The 17170-nt window shown below is 65.9% G+C and carries 25 protein-coding genes; 16 read left to right on the forward strand and 9 right to left on the reverse strand.

The window, feature by feature from the left end; genetic code table 11:
- Positions 1-37: 37 nt before the first annotated feature.
- The 3 genes from OG407_RS20930 to OG407_RS20940 all read left to right on the forward strand — a co-directional run bounded on the left by OG407_RS20930 (position 38) and on the right by OG407_RS20940 (position 1082).
- On the forward strand, positions 38-220 hold the full coding sequence (locus tag OG407_RS20930) for a hypothetical protein (protein WP_405860135.1): 183 nt from the start codon (positions 38-40) through the stop codon (positions 218-220).
- Positions 217-444: a hypothetical protein gene (locus OG407_RS20935; protein ID WP_405860137.1), complete on the forward strand. Its 228-nt coding sequence runs from the start codon at positions 217-219 to the stop codon at positions 442-444. The genes OG407_RS20930 and OG407_RS20935 overlap by 4 nt, the downstream gene beginning before the upstream one ends.
- A 374-nt stretch (positions 445-818) precedes the next feature.
- Positions 819-1082 (forward strand): hypothetical protein, encoded by a 264-nt coding sequence (locus OG407_RS20940; protein ID WP_405860139.1) that lies wholly within the window; start codon positions 819-821, stop codon positions 1080-1082.
- Positions 1083-1316: 234 nt separating this feature from the next.
- Here OG407_RS20940 and OG407_RS20945 read toward each other — a convergent pair whose 3' ends face one another.
- Complete coding sequence (locus OG407_RS20945; RefSeq protein WP_405860141.1) at positions 1317-1673, reverse strand: hypothetical protein; 357 nt, start codon at positions 1671-1673, stop codon at positions 1317-1319.
- Between the two features lie 136 nt (positions 1674-1809).
- On the opposite strand from OG407_RS20945, the gene OG407_RS20950 reads away from it, so the two are divergent.
- From OG407_RS20950 to OG407_RS20985, 8 genes are all read left to right on the forward strand, one after another.
- The gene (locus OG407_RS20950; protein WP_405860142.1) at positions 1810-2256 is read left to right on the forward strand and encodes a hypothetical protein; all 447 of its coding nucleotides are present in this window, start codon (positions 1810-1812) and stop codon (positions 2254-2256) included.
- A 17-nt stretch (positions 2257-2273) separates the two neighbouring features.
- Positions 2274-2708, forward strand: a complete 435-nt coding sequence (locus OG407_RS20955; protein ID WP_405860144.1) for a hypothetical protein — start codon at positions 2274-2276, stop codon at positions 2706-2708.
- Positions 2705-3199 carry a hypothetical protein gene (locus OG407_RS20960; protein WP_405860146.1) on the forward strand — a complete coding sequence of 165 codons (495 nt, stop codon included), beginning with the start codon at positions 2705-2707 and terminating at the stop codon, positions 3197-3199. The genes OG407_RS20955 and OG407_RS20960 overlap by 4 nt, the downstream gene beginning before the upstream one ends.
- A 116-nt stretch (positions 3200-3315) precedes the next feature.
- Complete coding sequence (locus tag OG407_RS20965; protein ID WP_405860148.1) at positions 3316-3549, forward strand: hypothetical protein; 234 nt, start codon at positions 3316-3318, stop codon at positions 3547-3549.
- A complete protein-coding gene (locus tag OG407_RS20970; protein WP_405860150.1) occupies positions 3546-3749 on the forward strand; it encodes a hypothetical protein in 204 nt (67 codons plus the stop codon). The genes OG407_RS20965 and OG407_RS20970 overlap by 4 nt, the downstream gene beginning before the upstream one ends.
- Positions 3750-4046: 297 nt before the next feature.
- Complete coding sequence (locus tag OG407_RS20975; protein WP_405860152.1) at positions 4047-4496, forward strand: hypothetical protein; 450 nt, start codon at positions 4047-4049, stop codon at positions 4494-4496.
- A 107-nt stretch (positions 4497-4603) separates the two neighbouring features.
- Positions 4604-5023: a hypothetical protein gene (locus OG407_RS20980; protein WP_405860154.1), complete on the forward strand. Its 420-nt coding sequence runs from the start codon at positions 4604-4606 to the stop codon at positions 5021-5023.
- Complete coding sequence (locus tag OG407_RS20985; protein WP_405860156.1) at positions 5020-5556, forward strand: hypothetical protein; 537 nt, start codon at positions 5020-5022, stop codon at positions 5554-5556. The genes OG407_RS20980 and OG407_RS20985 overlap by 4 nt, the downstream gene beginning before the upstream one ends.
- A 182-nt stretch (positions 5557-5738) precedes the next feature.
- Here the strand turns inward: OG407_RS20985 and OG407_RS20990 are convergent, their stop codons facing one another.
- Positions 5739-5918, reverse strand: coding sequence for a hypothetical protein (locus OG407_RS20990; RefSeq protein WP_405860158.1), 180 nt, complete (start codon positions 5916-5918; stop codon positions 5739-5741).
- Between the two features lie 60 nt (positions 5919-5978).
- Positions 5979-7379 carry a hypothetical protein gene (locus OG407_RS20995; protein ID WP_405860160.1) on the reverse strand — a complete coding sequence of 467 codons (1401 nt, stop codon included), beginning with the start codon at positions 7377-7379 and terminating at the stop codon, positions 5979-5981.
- Positions 7380-7822: 443 nt separating this feature from the next.
- Between OG407_RS20995 and OG407_RS21000 the strand changes: the two genes are divergently transcribed.
- Positions 7823-8191: a hypothetical protein gene (locus tag OG407_RS21000; RefSeq protein WP_405860162.1), complete on the forward strand. Its 369-nt coding sequence runs from the start codon at positions 7823-7825 to the stop codon at positions 8189-8191.
- A gap of 598 nt (positions 8192-8789) precedes the next feature.
- A complete protein-coding gene (locus OG407_RS21005) occupies positions 8790-9050 on the forward strand; it encodes a hypothetical protein (protein ID WP_405860164.1) in 261 nt (86 codons plus the stop codon).
- 517 nt (positions 9051-9567) lie between these two features.
- Here OG407_RS21005 and OG407_RS21010 read toward each other — a convergent pair.
- The 3 genes from OG407_RS21010 to OG407_RS21020 all read right to left on the reverse strand — a co-directional run bounded on the left by OG407_RS21010 (position 9568) and on the right by OG407_RS21020 (position 11803).
- On the reverse strand, positions 9568-10137 hold the full coding sequence (locus OG407_RS21010) for a recombinase family protein (RefSeq protein WP_405860166.1): 570 nt from the start codon (positions 10135-10137) through the stop codon (positions 9568-9570).
- Positions 10138-10379: 242 nt separating this feature from the next.
- The gene (locus OG407_RS21015) at positions 10380-11081 is read right to left on the reverse strand and encodes an NAD-dependent epimerase/dehydratase family protein (protein ID WP_405860168.1); all 702 of its coding nucleotides are present in this window, start codon (positions 11079-11081) and stop codon (positions 10380-10382) included.
- A 47-nt stretch (positions 11082-11128) separates the two neighbouring features.
- Positions 11129-11803 (reverse strand): TetR family transcriptional regulator, encoded by a 675-nt coding sequence (locus OG407_RS21020; RefSeq protein WP_405860170.1) that lies wholly within the window; start codon positions 11801-11803, stop codon positions 11129-11131.
- Positions 11804-12013: 210 nt separating this feature from the next.
- Here OG407_RS21020 and OG407_RS21025 point away from each other — a divergent pair, with 210 nt between their 5' ends.
- From OG407_RS21025 to OG407_RS21035, 3 genes are all read left to right on the forward strand, one after another.
- The gene (locus tag OG407_RS21025) at positions 12014-12877 is read left to right on the forward strand and encodes an SDR family NAD(P)-dependent oxidoreductase (RefSeq protein WP_405860172.1); all 864 of its coding nucleotides are present in this window, start codon (positions 12014-12016) and stop codon (positions 12875-12877) included.
- Positions 12878-13257: 380 nt separating this feature from the next.
- Positions 13258-13674 (forward strand): antibiotic biosynthesis monooxygenase family protein, encoded by a 417-nt coding sequence (locus tag OG407_RS21030; RefSeq protein ID WP_405860174.1) that lies wholly within the window; start codon positions 13258-13260, stop codon positions 13672-13674.
- Positions 13675-13795: 121 nt separating this feature from the next.
- On the forward strand, positions 13796-14392 hold the full coding sequence (locus OG407_RS21035; RefSeq protein WP_405860176.1) for a DUF4328 domain-containing protein: 597 nt from the start codon (positions 13796-13798) through the stop codon (positions 14390-14392).
- 69 nt (positions 14393-14461) lie between these two features.
- On the opposite strand, the gene OG407_RS21040 is transcribed toward OG407_RS21035, so the two are convergent.
- The 3 genes from OG407_RS21040 to OG407_RS21050 form a co-directional block, all read right to left on the reverse strand.
- The gene (locus OG407_RS21040) at positions 14462-15184 is read right to left on the reverse strand and encodes a DinB family protein (protein WP_405860178.1); all 723 of its coding nucleotides are present in this window, start codon (positions 15182-15184) and stop codon (positions 14462-14464) included.
- Between the two features lie 109 nt (positions 15185-15293).
- Positions 15294-16469 carry an SUKH-4 family immunity protein gene (locus OG407_RS21045; RefSeq protein WP_405860180.1) on the reverse strand — a complete coding sequence of 392 codons (1176 nt, stop codon included), beginning with the start codon at positions 16467-16469 and terminating at the stop codon, positions 15294-15296.
- Positions 16470-16636: 167 nt separating this feature from the next.
- Positions 16637-17167, reverse strand: coding sequence for an AAA family ATPase (locus OG407_RS21050; RefSeq protein WP_405860182.1), 531 nt, complete (start codon positions 17165-17167; stop codon positions 16637-16639).
- Positions 17168-17170 lie beyond the last annotated feature (3 nt).

Raw genomic sequence — 17170 nt, forward strand, 5'->3', positions numbered from 1 at the left:
TCTCCGCGTGGCAGGCGATCACGGATCTGCCTTGGGTGTGGCACGTCCCGCTACTCGCTCCCCTCGTCCGCCCACGTATCTGCGAGGCGAGGACACGCCTCTCGTCCGGCCGTACCTCGTCGCCTACGAGCGAGAGCAGGAGCGGCTACGACAGCGGGACAGGCGCACCGCTCTCACCCTGGCAACTCTCGGCATCGACTTCCTCGGAGCGACGGTATGACCGACGCCGAACTCCCCCAGTCGGGCGCCCTGTTGCGAGACACAGACAGAGGACGCGTCGGCGAGTTCATGGGCAAGGCTGGCCCCTACTACATGCTGCGCCCGGTCGGCGGTGGCCGTGAGTGGGAGGCGTCTCCGGAAGTGGTCGAGCCGCTGACTCCGGAAGAGGTGCTGTCCGAGAAGGTCAAGCGGGCGAACGCGCAGAGTACGGGAGCCGTGCTTTGACGACCGCCCGTGCTGAGTCGTCGCGGCATACGAAGCCACGAGCCGGACGAACGGGCGGAGAGATCCCCTGGTCCTTGTGGCAGTGGGGCGACCTCTGTGGTTACTGCACCGGGAACCGCTCTGTCTGGTGTCCAGACTGCGGCGGATTCGACGGCTGCCTGACCTGCCGTCACACGCTCAAGGTCCCGTGCCCGTCATGCGCATGGGGACGACTGGAGAAGTGGACGCCCTGACACAGGGGGTCATCGACAAGGCGAGGAGCCATGAGCCCGGATAACAGTTCTCCACGGAGTCCGTCCGAGACCCTACGGACGGCACTCGTCAGTTTCCTAGCGTCGGACGTGTCAGAACGACACGACGACGAGGGAGACAAGATGACCCGCCAGCACTTCGACCACAGCAACTGCGAGCACGCCAGCACGAAGGCCGGGCGCGCAGCGTGCAGGAAGACCATGCGAGCCGAGGCACTGGGCGAGAGCGCCGCGAAGGCACCGACCACAGGCACCGCGAAGAAGGCACCCGCCAAGCCCGCTACCGCTCCGGCCGCGAAGAAGAGCCCGACCCGCGCGACCACCGCGACGAAGGCAACTGCCGCTCCAGTGAAGGCTGTCGAGCCGAAGGCCGACGACGCGAAGTAGTCCAGCCCCATCAGAGAAGCCCTTGACTCACCCACGAGTCAGGGGCTTCTCGGCGTGCGCGCCGGCATACGCTGACCAGCGCGGATGCGTCACGAGAGCGGAAATCTCTCAGTCGCTCTCTGACGAGATCGGTACGAGTCTGTGTGTCTTCTGTCGCGCTCGCTCTGCTGGGAGCCGAGAGACGCGATTCTGTCGCCCTAACGCGCAAGAGAGCGCGTGACGTTCGCTCTCAACTCACGCAGCACGCGCGAGACTTCCCGTGTATTGGTTGCCGTGCCAGCCGCCGGGGTGCCTACCCTTCGCTGCCCTGTCGCGGTTGTTGTCGAGGGCGTCGCCGATGAAGAAGTGGCCCGGATTGCAGCACGGCGGGAAGTCGCAGGTGTGGCACACGAAGATGTCCGGGTCCAGCTTATAGCCGAGCGCGCGCTCCACGAGCCAACGATGGGCCCGCTTCTTCTTACCTCCCACCTGGAACTCGCCATAGCCCTTCTTCGTGCGGTGGCCTTTCCAGGGCCAGCACGCATTACGTCCGCGCGAGATATCGACGTTATCCACGAAGCGGGTATAGGCATCCACATATCGGTTCGTCATAAAGCCACGCTATCCGCGATATTGCGGTTTCCCCACGTCGCGCGCCATATACATTACCTTGACGAATTCGTCAAGAGCGTGCGATTCTGATATTGCCGATGAATGGTTCAACTTCGAGGTATGCGAGGGAGGTGTAATGGCTAGCAAGAAGCCGCGTAACCCGGAAGCGCCTTTGGGCGCTGGAACGCTGACCGTTGCTGAGCTGGACAAGGAAGCCGATAAGGTTTACCGCCTGTTCAAGCGAGGCAACAGCAAGGTCTCCATTTGCCGTGCTCTCGGAATGTCCATGGATGTGGTCGAGCGGCGCCTGGCCCGGGCTCGGAAGAACTTGGGCGAGGAGGCGCTAGCCGACATGCGTACGGATACGGAATCCAGCTTGGACGATCTGATCCGCGACGCTAACCGTAACCTCAATTCGGCTGAGACAGTCTCAGAGCGGAACGCCTGCATTCGTACGGTGGCCGACCTCAAGATGAAGAAAGCCAAACTCCTCGGCCTGGAGATCCCCTCCAAGATCACACTTGAGATGGAAGACGCGGTAACCCTCTTCCACACCAAGCCTGATCCTGTCTGGGGTGACTGACCATGCCTCTCCGCTCAATGCAGGAACTCAGACGACGCGCTGAGGCTGGTGTGGTTGTTTGCCGAACCCACGGCGCGAACTGCAAGAAGTACCCGGATCATCCAGTGGTGCGAGAGCGGAACAAGCCGGATTCGTGGGATCAGGAATTTGCGGAGATGGTCCGGGCGGGGCGAGCCCAGCTAGGCATCCCGGCTCCTGAATACCCACGGGAATGCAAGACGCGGAAACTCTCGGATGAGGAGATCCGCCAGCGTCGCGAATACGCGGTAACGGTTCGCGAGGCGCGCAAGAAGAACCAACTCCCGCCAAGACCGCCGTGGGAGAAGAAGCTCGATCCTGAGCTAGAGCGGATGGTCCGCGAAGGCCGAGCGCGACAGGCACGGGAGCGCCACACCCAAGACGTACGCGAGGGCTACGGCAACGCCGTCCCGGATTTCGAGGAGATGGAATGACCGACACCAGGGCGGCACAGATCATGGCCACGATGCGCGGCGGGCAGCAGGACGAGGCAGCCGACGATTCGAAGGTCGACCCGACCACGCTGGTGATCCAGCGTCAGATGCGCGGCGAGCCCAGGGGCTACGACGGCATCCACGCGGCCAACGCCCAGGGCGAGAAGGAGTACCAAGCGGCGCTCCAGAAGCGCACTCGGGAGCTTCGCGAACAGGGCGTGCAGTATCCCGAGTTCGCCGCCCGCACCCAGCTCCAGCGGGAGTCTCGGGCCCGTAAGGAAGCGGAGCTTCGCCGCACTGTTCACGAGCACGCGGCAGCCGTCAGCCGTGACCTCTCGCAGGCAGAGATGTGGGAGGAGCGGGCCAATCAGCCCGTCGTGTCTCGTCGCGAGATCCAGCCCGGCACTTCGGTCAACGAGGTCGCCCAGATCCAGACCCGAGACCGCGTCTCGGAGAAGCTCATGGCCCAGCGCTACCGAGCGGGCAACTAGCGCCCACCAGCAGGAACGAGCGGCCAGCGCTCAGCCGGCCGTTTGCACCACACACCTATCCGACCGCGTAGAACGCGGCACTTCCCCGTGCCGTCAGTAGAAAGGCAGGCCCAGAAATGGCCACTGTTTCCATCGACCTCCAGGACCTCAACTCGCTTCTGGGCCTCGGCCTCCAGCGTCGGCGGGCCCTGTTCCAGGACCTCTACAACACCGGCCGCGCGAAGGCGGGTCAGCCTGCCGTCAACGACGTCGGCAGCGTGATCCTTACGCCGACCAGCCCGAGCGCGACCCTGCCCCTGGAGAACCAGGTCGTGGCTCGCGTGAAGACCGCCATCGCCGCCGCGTCGTGAGCACGACGACCACGATCCTCAACGACGTGTTCAACGCCCTCCGCGAGAAGCCGGGGGGCATGACCCGAGACGAGGTTCAGGAGCGGTTCCCGACGCTCGCGTCGGAAGTCTTGGACAGCGTTCTCTGGTTCCTGTACGGCCGTGACCAGATCCGATTCGATCCGGTGACCAACCCTGACCAACCGCGCTGGATCGCGTAGGCGCACAGACCGGCTGGGTGTGGGTGAGGGCCCCGGAGTTTCCTACCCTCGGCGCCGTGGGCTTTGTCCCCTCTCCCACACCCAGCCTCGCAACTGGCTGGTGTGGGAGCTGTCCACGGAGTTGATGCCATGGCTCTCGCGTGGTGTATCCACTCCTCCCGCACCAGCCGCTGAACTCCCGGAGTCGTGCCCGGGAATCCCGGAAGTAATGGGCCGGGAATCGAGGCTGGGTGTGGCAGTTCCCTCGACTGCCGCGCTCAGCCTCTTCACGTATCCGAATCCGCGGGAGGTGTTGAGGTGACAGACCGGATTAACTGGGGAACGTATGCCAACGGTGACATCCACACCTTCACGGCAGACGAGGTGCAGGACTGGTTCGGGAATAACGTCTACCAGTTCCGCAACCGGCTTACCGTTCATTGCCGCCGGAAGGGCTGGACATACATGTCTCGCTTGGAGGGGGGCGTCTTCCGCTTCTCCATCTCACCGGATAACAACCCGCCAGACCTTGGCCGCTCTGTCTCTAACCACAGCAACTGCGCGCATCCGTCAACCAATTACGCCCGGAAGCTGTGCCGTGACAGCCGAGAGCCTGACGCCGGGCAGGAAAAGCGGCGTCTCAAGGCCGAGCGCGCGACGTTGCGCAGGGCCGAAGCCAGGGCGAAGAAGAAGCTGGCTGACGAGACGTGGCACGCACTGTTGAACGAGGTGGTGACCCATGGCCAAGAAGAAGAACAAGGCCCGTAAGCGGCTCAGCGCCCAGCGGAGGCCGACTGAGCAGAGGACCAAGGAACAGCAGCCGTACGCCGTCGCGGATGCGATGTGGCACGCCCTGATGAATGCGCTGGTGCGAGATGGATGCCACTGAAATTGACCCCGAACTCAAGGACTGGGTCTTGGAGTTCATCCAGCGCGAGGGTAACGCCACCCGGGACGATATCACTCGGAATTTTTTCCCTGGGGACATCTCGCGGCCGTATCTCTACCTGGACCGACTCACGTTGGAAGGGCGCCTCTACACTCGTATCCCACCCACAAGCGCGATGCTCTGGCTGCCAGTCAAGAGCGTGGACAATCCAGTGCCGTGGTCAGACAGGAAGCACGCCGCGCGTGTCACCCACGCCTACTGTGCTCACCCGCTTACCAGTATGGATTCAAAGCGCTGCCTTGCGGCGATAGGCAAGGCCAAGCTACTGAGGTTCGTTACCGCCGAGCGAGCCAAGCGGGCGGCCAACGATCCCATCCACACAGTGCAGGACCAGAGTCAGCCATGACCCTGGCTCCCCCCTTCCGCGCCCCTGGCGCCAGGCTTGACGACGCCATCACGGAGCTGGAGGCAGACGGCTACGTGCCACACCAGCCCGATGTGCAATCGCCCTCCTGGGACAACCCTCCATGGAATCCAACCGTGGTAACCGTTCGAGTCCGGGACTACGTGACGCAGGAGTTCAACGAGGGCCAGGCCGGTAACCGACAGCGTCTGCCGAGCACTTACGACGTAGCCAAGGCTTGCATCCGTGGAGCAGGCACCAACAAGTCGATTCGGCTGGCCGACCGGCATCTCCGCCTCCTGAAATTGGTGGGCGAGATCACCCGGATCCACGACCCTGAGTCGGATACGCCTCTCAGGCACTGCACCTTCTGGGCCCTACCGAACTCTGGTCGTCAGGCCAGCGATGCCGAGCCCGAAACTCCGGCGCTCAATGGGTTCCGCTTCACTGACGAGGAGTGGAACGCCATGAAGCCGTGGCAGCGGAACCTTATCCGCGAAATCGAACTAGCAGAGACGGCACCATCCTCTTGGTAAGTCCACACCTGATTCCTTTGGAGCGTGGCTTTACCGTCTGAGAGAATTACCTCTGCTTCTCTTCCTTGGAGTGGCGGTTGTGGTAAAGGTACTCACCACCATTAGGCCCCGGAGCCTCATGCCCTCCGGGGCTTTTTGGCGGAACTAAGGAAGGTGCCGATCCAGCCCCAGTTCGATCCGGGTTAGCACGTCGGCGAGGCTGACGGGACGCCGGAGAAGTCGAGGTATTTCGGAGACTCAGGGGGAAGTCCCCATCCCTTGCGCTCCTCCTGCATCAGCCGCCGGTACAGCTCGATGTATTCCGGCCCGTATTCCATCGTGAGGAGCTTCTTCCCCTCCTCGCGAATTTCCTTCCACGTCACTTGACACTCCTTGGGGTCGAGTCGACTTACTGAACACGCTATAGCCACCTTTGCGGTTCATCAATCGGCGGAAACCATCGAGACCACATCATCCTCGATGGAGATGAGATTGTCCCTCTTGAGGGCGCTCACCTGGGTACGCACATTCCCGAGGCTGTATCCGGCAGCCACCATCTTCGCGTTGAAATCGTCGCGGTCAATAACGCCCGCCTCACGAATGATGCGCAGGGCTTCACTGCGCGCGCTCTTGCGCTGCGTCTGCTCGGTGACGCTCTCGTTCGCCTTTAGGGGCGCGTGAGCGCTGATTAGGACGTCGATACGCTCAGCGTCGCGCGTACTGTCGAGAACGAAGTAGGCGACGTCCTCAGCGTCATCGAACGGCACTTCGCCGTTGTTGTCCTTGCTGAGAATCAGAGCCGAGTAACCCTTCGTGCCCTTCCGCGACTTGGTCCGCGAGGCCACCAGGTATTTCACGCCCTGGGTGTAGTGCTGCTTCCGACGTGAACCGGCTTCCCGCGTTTTCTCGTTGTTGCCGATGTGGTCGATGGTCAGGCCGGTGACCTTCGGGTTCGTCTCCTGGTACGGGTAGAAATACCGCTTGGCCATCTTGTCGATAGCGGAGCTGTCGTTGGTGGTGTTCCAGTCGTTGTGCCCGAGGCACGGGTCCACCGCGTCGATGACCACGAGACCGACTCGGAGGGTGTGGGACGGAGCCTCGTCCGGGCGGTCGTAGACGTGGAAGTACGCGGCGACCTTTGCCTGTTCCACACCCATCGCAGCCAGGCGAGCGCGGAGGCTGGAGCCCAGCATGGCTTCGAAGTTGAGCCAGACCACGTGTTCGCCGCGCTCGATGAACTCTCGGGCGAGAGCAAGAGCCAACCAGGTCTTACCGGCCGAGCGGTCGCCGAACACGGAGTTGACCACGCTGTCGTAGAACAGATGGGCAATCCTCCCGCCACCCTGCACCACGCCGACAGCGAGGGAACAGCCTGCGCTCTCCTTGCTCTGGTCGTCACCGAACATCTCGGCTGACCGCTGAGCCAGAGCCTTGCGAATCCGCCACCCGGGAGGCAGCGTCGGTCGCACCTCGTACTCCCGAACACCGAGACCAAGCGCCGCCGGGTTGATCGGGCACTCCAGCTTGATGTCGTCCAGGTAGCCCGCTGCATAGAGCCCCTGGGCAAGGTCCTGTTCGGCCTGGGTGGGCGGGTCCTCCTCGTACGACACCTCCCAGTTGGCGCGCTCCTCCTCATAGTCCGCCAGAGCTTCGCTGTACCACTCGCGGTCGGCGTTCACCTGTTCGGTCACCCGCTCGTCCTCGGGCATCTCGAAGTCCTCCAGGACCTCGTCAACCGTGAGGTACGCCGTTCCGTTCAGCACGAGAGGCAGGCGGTACCAAGCTTCGCAGAGCCAGTCACGCTGGTTCAGAGAGAGGTCGTCGACGGGGATGGTGTGGGACATGTTCAGCCCTCCCTGACCTTGGCTCGGGTGGCGTTCTCGCAGGCCCGCCACTGAGAGACGTTCTGCTTGTGGTCGCAGCCGGCGTGTCGCCTCTGGGCGCGGCACTTCCAACGGTTGAACTGCGTATTCGGGTGCTCGCAAGCCTTATGGCTGGCGTACTCGGACATCCTCGTTTCCTCTCAATCGGAATTTCCTTGCACTCAATGTATTGCACGGAAATTCCATGCTGAAAGGCAAGCGCGGGCGCGTGAGCGATCACGGATCCGATGCTTTGCGAAGTCTTTACGATGACCCCTGACCTGCATATTCCTTGATCGTTAGACCCCCCGTGACACATCACGCAACTACGGAAAGTAACCGATCCTGGTTGCTCGGCGAGATGGCGCCATGGCAGATTCAGCACACCAGCCGGGAAGCGCTGGCGACTGAAAGGGAGGGAACCAATGCGACCTGTTGACCCCAGCATGTGGGACCGGACCAATCTCGATGAGCGCGATTGGCAGATGATCCTCAAGGGCGGCACATGGCGGCTGGAACAGTTCTCTGACTTCCATTGCGAGGCTGCGGAGTTCGCCGTCGAGGTGGAGAGGTGGGCACAGGAGCGAGCCACCGAGGTTGCCACGCACGTTGAGGGGAGGGTGGTCTACGTCTGCCTCGGAGAAGAAGCCGAGGAAGCCGTAGCGGCTCAAGTAGGTGGGCTGGACGACGAGGCCAAAGAGCTCCGGTCAAAGCGGTGGGTGAGGCTCAAGTCGGCTTGGGAACATGAGGAGTTCATGGAGGACTTTCGCGCTGCTCTGCACAATAAGCGCTGAGTGCGCCTCTAGGCGCCCACAAGTCGTCACCTGTCGAGTTCATCGCACGTGCTCTATCGGGCGCCTAGAACGTCGCTCATGCTCGCCTAACCCCTATCGAGAGCACACGAGACTTACGCGCGTCGTACGTGTGCGTCGGCAATTCCGTATCTGGAATCAATCCCTCGCGCGACAGGGGATGGATGTCCTACTCGTGCGCGTGAGCGCGTATTCCGCATGCGCGCGTCACGTGAACTCCTCTTTGATCATGTGCTGTCGATGCCGAGTGTGCTCACTACGTGAGCACTCGATCGAGCACCGTCACAAACACACTGTGACGGTCCTGATCTGCGGAAATGACCGTCACAGACGCTTGTGACGCTGTGACGGTGTGACGGTTGGCGGGCGTCACTGTGACGTCACAGACGGCGTTTGTGACGGTCACTGTGACGGTGTCACTCGGAACGTCTGTGACGGTGCTCTGTGACGGTGCATGATCTTGAGGTGGGAGAGGCTGACTACCCCTGTCGCGTACGCGAGTAGGAAGCCGCAGAATCGCTGAGAGAGTGAGCGGAGATGAGCGCATGAAGGTGCGCAGAACGAAGGGCTGGTGTGGAACATGGCGAACCCTGACTCCGCGAAGTACGGACAGTTCTACTGGCGGATCGACCTGACCAGTGGCGAGGTGGTGCACGCCCATGCCGACGAGGTGGAGATCCTGACCAGTGGGGCTCTCGTACTCAGGAAGGCTGACGAGGAAGCCCCGTTGGTTCTGTTGGCGTTTGCAGTGGGTGAGTGGAAGAACGTACAGGCTGCGAGCGTCATGGATGGACACGCTGTCTGCGTGGACCACTGGGACAAGCCGGGTGAGGAATCGTGAGCGTGCGTCGCTGGGTGTGGAACAGAGATCAGGGATAGACCCGGTTAGCCGTCTCGCGGGTGAGTGCGAGTGGGTGAGGCTAGATCCCCCCGAACGGCTGTGATGAGTGCCCGCCAGGCCAGGAACCCGCTCTACGAGACGACCGATTCTCCGGCCAGGCCAGAGCGTCCCACCCACCCCGCACAGCGAGCCGCGCGAGTTGCTAGCGAACCGTGATCGCCTTGACCCAAGACGTTTCCCCAGCTCAGACTAGGTGTAGTCACGGAGCGTGGACGTACTGACTGCAAAGCGAGTTACGCGGGTTCGATTCCCGCCACGGCCTCCAGTAGTAGCTTGATCAGTTGCTTGGTCCACTGCCGAGTGACCTGGCTCCACAGAGCGCCGCATGGCGCAAAGGGAGCCCGCAGTGCCATCACGTACACCTCTCCGGAACGCGCTCAGGAAGCCTCGGAGGGACGCTCAGCCACGGATGCGCGGTCTTGGGCCGGCCCTACCGTATTTCCGCGTTCGGGTGGGGCTACGACTGGAGCCGCTCACGCAGGTCGATCTCCTCAGCGGTGACCGGGCCCATGGGCCGGCAGACACGTGCGGGCTTGGGGTGCGGCGGTAGTCCGTCGTCCGCTGTGACGGCGTCGGCATCGACATCGGCATCGGCTTTCGCGAGCGCTCGGTGGAGCGAGGCGACCGAGAGGCCCTTGGACGCGGCGGCGACCTGGCCTTCAAGGGGCTTCTCCCGGATGTAGTCGCCCTCGGTCTGCCCGGCAACGGCGAGTACGGCGAAGAACATGGCGCCCATGCCGTTGGGGTCGTAGACGTCGGTGAGCGGGCCGGTGAGGAGTTCGAGCTGGATGTCGCCGACCCGGAGTTCGGCGGACAGCGTCATCGGCTCTGCGGCGTTGCGCGCGAGCCGCTTGAGGGGGAGCCGGTCGTCGGGGACCGGGATCTCCAGTTCCTCACGGAGCGCGGAGCACGGAGCACGGAGCGCGGGGACAAGGACGAAGCGCGGGGTGTGGTACTTCGCGGCGGGTTTCCCGCCACGGGTGCGGCAGGCCACGGGTGCGGCAGGCGCCGTCGGCGGGCGCGTCACAGTTCGGGGCAATCATGACGTTCCACCCCCGACGCGGCCTGATCGGGCGTGAGATCCGTAGCGGCAGCCTCTCAGAAGCACCTCGCACAACACGCCGGTTTCGAGGGGACTTTGGCGAACGGCGACCTGCGGAAACGGGATCGCCCAGGGGCTCTCGCAGAACTCTCACAGACGGTCATTGATGAGAACCCCGGAGCGTCACACCCGTGGCCGGAGGTCACCGGGCGCGGGCTCCAGGACAGTCAGGAGTGCGGAGGCTTGGGCGCTTGCCCAGGCTCGACTGCGACGAGGCGGTTGATGTCGGGGTTGTGCAGCACCGTGGGGCCGGCGCCGTTCAGCCGGGCGACGGCGAGCATGGCGGATCCGACGGCGTCGGTGGTGGTGACATGGCGGGGGAAGGCTCGCCGCAGGAGGGGATACAGGCTCGCGGTGATGCGGTACAGGACGCGGTAGAGCGGGGTGCGGGAGGTGGCGCCGCCGACGGGCTGGATGTAGCCGGGGCGGAACATGTACGCGTGCATCGGCATCGCGAGCAGGTCGTTCTCGGTGCGGCCCTTGACGCGGGCCCACATCTGGCGGCTCTTGCCGGTGCTGTCCGTGCCCTCGCCGGAGACGTAGACGAAGGTCAGCGAGGGGTTCGCGGCGTGCAGGGCGCGAGCGGCGGCGAGGGCGTAGTCGTAGGTGACGCGGGTGTACTCCTCCTCACCGCGCCCGACGGCGGAGACGCCGAGGCAGAAGAAACAGGCGTCCAGGTCCTTCAACTGGTCCTGGACGGCGGTGTAGTCGGTGAAGTCGGTGTGGATGATCTGCCGCAGCTTTGGATGGTCCAGCGGAAGAGGGCTGCGGACGACGACGAGGACCTCGGTGACGGCCGCGTCGAGGAGACAGGCGCGCACCGCGCCGTGGCCGACCATTCCGGACGCACCGAAGACGATGACGCGCACGGCTACTCCTAGGTATGAGGGGGGTGGCTTTGGGCTGAGAGTGGGATTCAGGGAGAAGTGCGGGCGAGCGTGCCGACGGTGAGGGTGCCCAGCGCTTCTTGCAGGGCGACGGCGAAGTCCATCTTCAGAACGGCGAGCGAGGGGTCGGCCTCGTAGGCGGCGAGCATCGCCTGCGACGGGCGGGCGTGGGTCCACACCGCACCGATCACCATGATCATGGACGCGGCCAGCCGCTGAGCACGATCTCCCAGCTCGGGCAGGTGAACGCGGGCGAGGGCCGTGAGCGCGTCGACGTTGGCGACGGCGGCCCTCTTGTAGCGGGCGGCGACCTCCGGGGAGATGTTGTGTTCCAGCACGCCGGCCTGTGCGCTGAGCAGGTCGCACAGCATGCGGCGTTCGGCGAGGGAGTCACTGATCACCGCGGCGAACTGCTCGCCGCGCTCTTCCACCGCGGCCTCCGCGTCGATGCCGGCGGTCAGCAGGTCGGGCAGGTCGGCCGTCCACTGCTTCCAGGCGTGGTCCAGCAGCTCCAGCAGGACCGCCTCGCGGGACTCGAAATAGCGCAGCACGTTCGACTTGGCCAGCCCGACGCGGCGGCTCAGTTCATTGAGGCTGACCGCGCTCACCGGCATCTCGTCGAGCATGGCGGCGGCGGTGTCGAGGATCGCCCGCCGCCGGATCTCCCGCTGCTCCTCGCTGCGCGCACGCTGGAAAGTAGTCATGCCCACATATTACAGACTCCCGGTCTTTTGACATCAGACCGACGGTGCTTTAAGTTGGGCGCATCGCAACAGACCGGCGGTCTGAAATTACGGGATCCGTGATCACGTAAGAGACCGCCACCGCCGGAGAGACCGCCACCGCCGGCCGGGCAATCCGGCGGCGTGCGCCCCGGCGGATCGACGCCACCAAGATCACGAAGGAGTCCCCTCATGGACCGCACCGTTGTCATCACCGGCACCACCTCCGGCTTCGGCCGCGACAGCGTCCGCCTGTTCGCGTCCCAGGGCTGGAACGTCGTGGCGACCGTCCGCAAGGAGACGGACCTCGCCATCCACGACGACCTGCCGAACGTGAAGACCCTCCTGCTCGACGTCGACGACGAGGGCGCCGACACCGCCTTCGCCGAACGGGCCGCCGCCCAGTTCGGAGGCATCGACGCGCTGGTGAACAACGCCGGCTACTACCACATGGGCCCCGTCGAGGCCTCCTCGATGGAGCAGATCCACGACCAGTTCCAGACCAACGTCTTCGGCCTGATGGCCCTGACCAAGGCCTTCCTGCCGTACTTCCGCGAGCAGCGTTCCGGCGTGATCGTCAACATCTCCTCGATCAGCGCCGACCAGGGCTACCCCTACACGGCCGTCTACGCCGCCTCCAAGGCCGCGGTCGCCGCCTTCTCCGAGGGCCTCAACATCGAGATGGCGGCCTTCGGCGTCTCGGTCAAGGCGGTCTTCCCGGGCGCCCACGCCACACGCATCTTCACCAAGATCGACCAGGCGGGCGACATCCCCGACGACTACCAGTCCGGTATGCAGCGCTTCTTCGGCAGCCAGGGCACCGGCTCCAGCCCGGCCGTGACCGCGCAGGCCATCTACCAGGCGGTCACGGACGGCAGGATCGAGCAGGTCCGCTACTACACCGGCCCCGACGGAGTCGCCGTACCCCGCGTCAAGCAGCTCCTGGGCGCCGACTGGTACTGGGAGGAGTTCCGCAACGCCGCCACCGGCAACCCCAGCGACCTGTGGAAGAGCCTCGTCACGCAGGGCAAGGAACCCGTCGAGTTCGCCCTCTGACCCACCGCCCGGTCAGTCCCGCCCACCGCCCACCGTCCTCGTCCTCGTCCTCGTCGAGCCCGGCCGCTCGCGGATCGCGCAACGGCCGCAGGCTCCCGCCGACGGGGACGGAGGGCTTTGAAGCCGTAGCGGTCCAGGACGTTGAGGTCGCGGTGCTTGAGCGGGGGCGACGACCTTGACCGGGGTACGGCCGCGACTCCCCCGCGGACGGCACAACAGGCAAGCCCGCAGGGCGAGTTACGCGGGTTCGATTCCCGCCACGGCCTCCAGCGGTACGTCCGACAAGCATGCAGCTTGGTCCGCCCGACCGCGCGGCGGTGCCACGTGCCGGTTCGCCTCTCGGCCTCAACACCGGGTGCGCCCTGCCCTACCGTGGCGCCATGAGCGATCACCCCGGAGCACCCGTCGCGCCCGCGACGCCTGCCACACCCGTCGAGGCCTATCAACCCCCGTACTACGTAGCCGTGTTCACCACCGTGCGAACCCAGGAGCAGGGCGGCTACAGCGACACCAACGCGCGTATGGAGGAGCTGGTGAAGGGCATCCCCGGGTACCTGGGGATGGACCACGCGCAGACTCCGGGCGGGCTCGGGATCACCGTCGGGTACTTCCGTGACGCCGACGCGCTCACGGAGTGGCGGACCAACGCGGAGCACCGTGCGGCGCAGAAGCGCGGGCAGGACCAGTGGTACGAGAGCTACACGCTGCATGTGGCGAAGGTGGAGCGGAGTCACGGGTTCGTGCGGGCGCAGGTGCCGCAGGACCCACAGGACCCGCAGAGCCCTGCGGCGGGCTGACCGGCCGAAGTCCTGGAGCGAGGACGCGGAAATCGTACGCGCGTGCGGCGATCAGACCCTATGATCACTCAGCCCCGGCGTCCGCCGCGGCCGCACCCGCCTCCGAGACAGGCCGAAGTCGATGACGAGTACCGCCCGCAGAGTTCCCCGGATCCTGGTCCGTTCCGCGCAGGTGGCGATAGCCGCGTCCGCTGTGGCGGACGTGTTCCGTACGACGGCGGTCCGGGATCAATACGTGGACCACTCGGACGCGTCCGAGTCGGGCCTCATCTCCATGGTCTTCGTCTATCTGATGACTCTCACGATCGTGGTGTTCCTCGTGTGGCTCACCCGATCCCGGCGCAACGCACAGGAGTTGACGCCCGGGGCCGCGGTGCCGAGCCGGGGCCGGACGATCGGCATGTGGTTCGTCCCGTTGGTCAATCTCGTCGTCCCTCGCGGGATCGTCCTCGCCATCGGGCGCGCGAGCTCCGCGTCCTGGGAGGAGAAGCGGGACACGACCCTGGTGAACGCGTGGTGGGCCGCCTGGGTCGGGCACGGGCTGGTGCTCACGGTCGCGAGCCGGGTGGCCCCGGGCTCGATGGCCTTCGTGGTGGTGGAGGAGGCACTCATGATCGCGGCTGCCGTACTGGCGTGGCTCGTGATCGAGCGCATCACGGCACTGCAGGACGCCGCACTCGGTGCCGCCGTTCCCGCCGAGCCCCTCGCCCAGGCCTGAGGTGCTTCCCTTCCCTGCCCTCGGCTGAACTCCCCCAAGGCGCCTGAACTCCCCGAAGGCGCCTCGGACTCAGCCCTCGCTCGCACCCCGCGCCCGCCACAGATCCCGCAGCAACGCGATCTCCGCCATGTGGTGGATGAACTCCAGGTTCGCCCCCGCCAGGACGGAGACATACGGGTCGTCCGGGTCGGAGCCGTACGGGTACCGGGAGAAGCCGACCACGTCCAACTGGTCCTCCGTGACCGTGGCCACGGCTGCTCGCCAGCGGTCGATCACCGGCCAGAACCGGTCCAGGGTCAGAGCCGCGGAGGGGCTGAAGTCGACCATCTGCTTCGGGTCCCGGCGCCGCTCGCCGAACGCCCACTCCCACGCCCCCGCGAACTGGAAGTGCAGGTGTCCCAGGCGCCAGGCGATGGTCGTGATCGGTGTCGAGTCGGGCTCCGGCTCGCCCTCGTGGGCGAGGATCTCCTCGACCCGTTCGACGCTCACGCTCCAGTCGTCGGCGATCTTCGCGACCGTCATGCCCTCGGCGGCCTGACGGGCGACCTCCGCGTACTCGCTCGCCGGGATGTCCGCCGCGCCCAGGTCGAGGACCCACTCCCCCGGTCCGAACGCCCTCGGTGTCACCGCCTCGCTCCGGCGCCGGAGCGACCAGCAGTCGGGGGCCGGCTCCCAGAGGTACTCCTCGTCGCCGAGGCCCTTCAGCCGGACCTGGGCCATCTCCCGGGCCTTGTCGAACTGCTCCAGGAGCAGGCCCAGTCGGTCGGTCCGTACGCCGCCCTCGGTCTCCATGTCCAGTTCCCCTCGCCCGTGCGCCGTCTCGCGCCCCACCCCAGCCAGGCGGACGCTAACGGCTCGGCCCACCCGGCGCGAACGAATTCCTCGGCCGCCTGCGCGCGCGTCACAGCACCCCGCCCGCCTCGTCCTGGAACGCCTCCGTCCAGTAGTGCGGGTGATCGCGGCCGGCCTCCCGGCGCCCCGCCACCGTCGGGTCCACCGCCGACAGCGTCTGGAGCATCGTCGTCGCCAACTGGTCGTACGCCTCTGCCGTCAGCTCGCCCGACAGGTCCGCGTCGATCGCCTTCTCGCGGTGGAGCAGCCAGAGGGTGAAGGCCAGGGTCGAGACGTCCGTGTTGAGGGGAGCCAGTGTCGCCTCCGGCTCGCTCCACGTCAGGATCTCGCCCGTCGCGCCGTCCACCACCAGGCTGTTGTCCTCCAAGAGGTAGCCGAGGCGGATCAACTGGTCGGCGCGGGGCGGGAGTTCCTCGGCGGGCTCGTCCTCGTGGAACTCGGTGAGAGTCGGGAGCTGAACGTCCGTGTCCAGCTGGAAGAGGAACGCGTCCTCGGGCAGGCCGGTCTCGCGCAGGAAGCGGCGGGTCGGTTCGTGGGTGAGGGTGGCGGGAAAGTCGACCTCCTCGAAGCGGGCGACCGCGCCCTGGCCGAACTCCTGGTCCAGCAGGCGGGCCGGGATGTCGAGGGTCAGGCCCGACGTCGTGCCCGGGCCCGCGACCAGCGCCAGCGGGCGGATCAGGGCCGCCGCCTTCCAGAACGGGGGGACCTCGCCGTCCGTCTCCGACTCGAAGACCGCGAGGAGCTGGCGTGATGCCTCCGCCGCCGTCTTCGTGCCGTGCCGGCCCTCGTAGGACGCGAACTGGCCGCGCAGGTCCGTCAGTTCGTCCGTCGTCGTCGTGAAGCGGGTCAGCGTCTCGATCGACGGGGCCAGCGGGCCGGTCTCCATCAGGTCCGGGCGGTCGTGGAAGAAGTACGTCGTCGCGATCTCACCCGTCTCGCCGTCCAGCAGGATCGACTCCGCCTCACCGCCGTCGGGTCCCCAGAGCGCGCCTATCACCAGCTGGTCCCGGAGCTCCTCCGCCAGCGGGGCGGGGTCGCCCAGCGAGTCCGCCACCGTCCGCAGGCCCGCCCTGCGCAGCTCCTCGAACGTCAACAGGCCGCTGTCGCCCGGCAGTCCGGGACCCGTCAGCCAGCGGCGCGTCGACGCGTGCGTGATGTACGGATCGAGGTCGTCCTCGGTCAAGGTGATCATGGTCGCCGTAGCACCGGCGTCGGTCCTGCTCATTGTTCCCCCGTGCGTGAATCTTCCCCGTGTGGCACCGGTGTTCCGCTGTCGTCCCCACTGCCCAGAACACTACGCGGCACCACTGACAACGGCCCTGACCAGCGAAAACACCTCACAGAGCCCCGGAGGACGCGAAACGTCCGAAACGTCCTCACCTCATCAGACGCTCAGACCACCCGCGAACGTTCCCGTCCCTCGACGATCGCGTCCACCGTCTCCCCCACCGTCAGCCCGGAGGTGTCCAGCCACAGGCCGATGCGCGGGGTCTCCGTCCGCAGCGCGCGGTCCAACTCCTCGACGGTCCACGCGCCGTAGCCGCTCTTCGCCCGGCCCGCCTCCCGTGCCGTCACGGTCGCCGGGGCCGGTGCGAGGACGATCACGTGCAGCGGGCGGGTGCGGATCAGGTCGACGTACGCCGGCAACTCCGCGCCCAGCACCACGTCCTGGACGACCGCCGTGAACCCGGCCTCCGCGTACGCGTCCGCCGTCGCCGCCGACAGCCGGTACCGCAACCGGAGTTGGGACTCCCCCGCGCCGCCCGCACCGGGGACGTACTCCTCGCGCCCCGAGACGACCATCCGCCGGAAGACGTCACCCCGGACATGCGCCGCCCTCGGCAGCCGCTCCGCCAACGCCTGCGCGACCGTCGACTTGCCGGAGGCCATCACGCCGGTGATGAGGACGACCCCTTCAAGCACCCG

Origin of the sequence: Streptomyces sp. NBC_01515, assembly GCF_045040345.1 — a bacterium.
Taxonomy (GTDB): domain Bacteria; phylum Actinomycetota; class Actinomycetes; order Streptomycetales; family Streptomycetaceae; genus Streptomyces.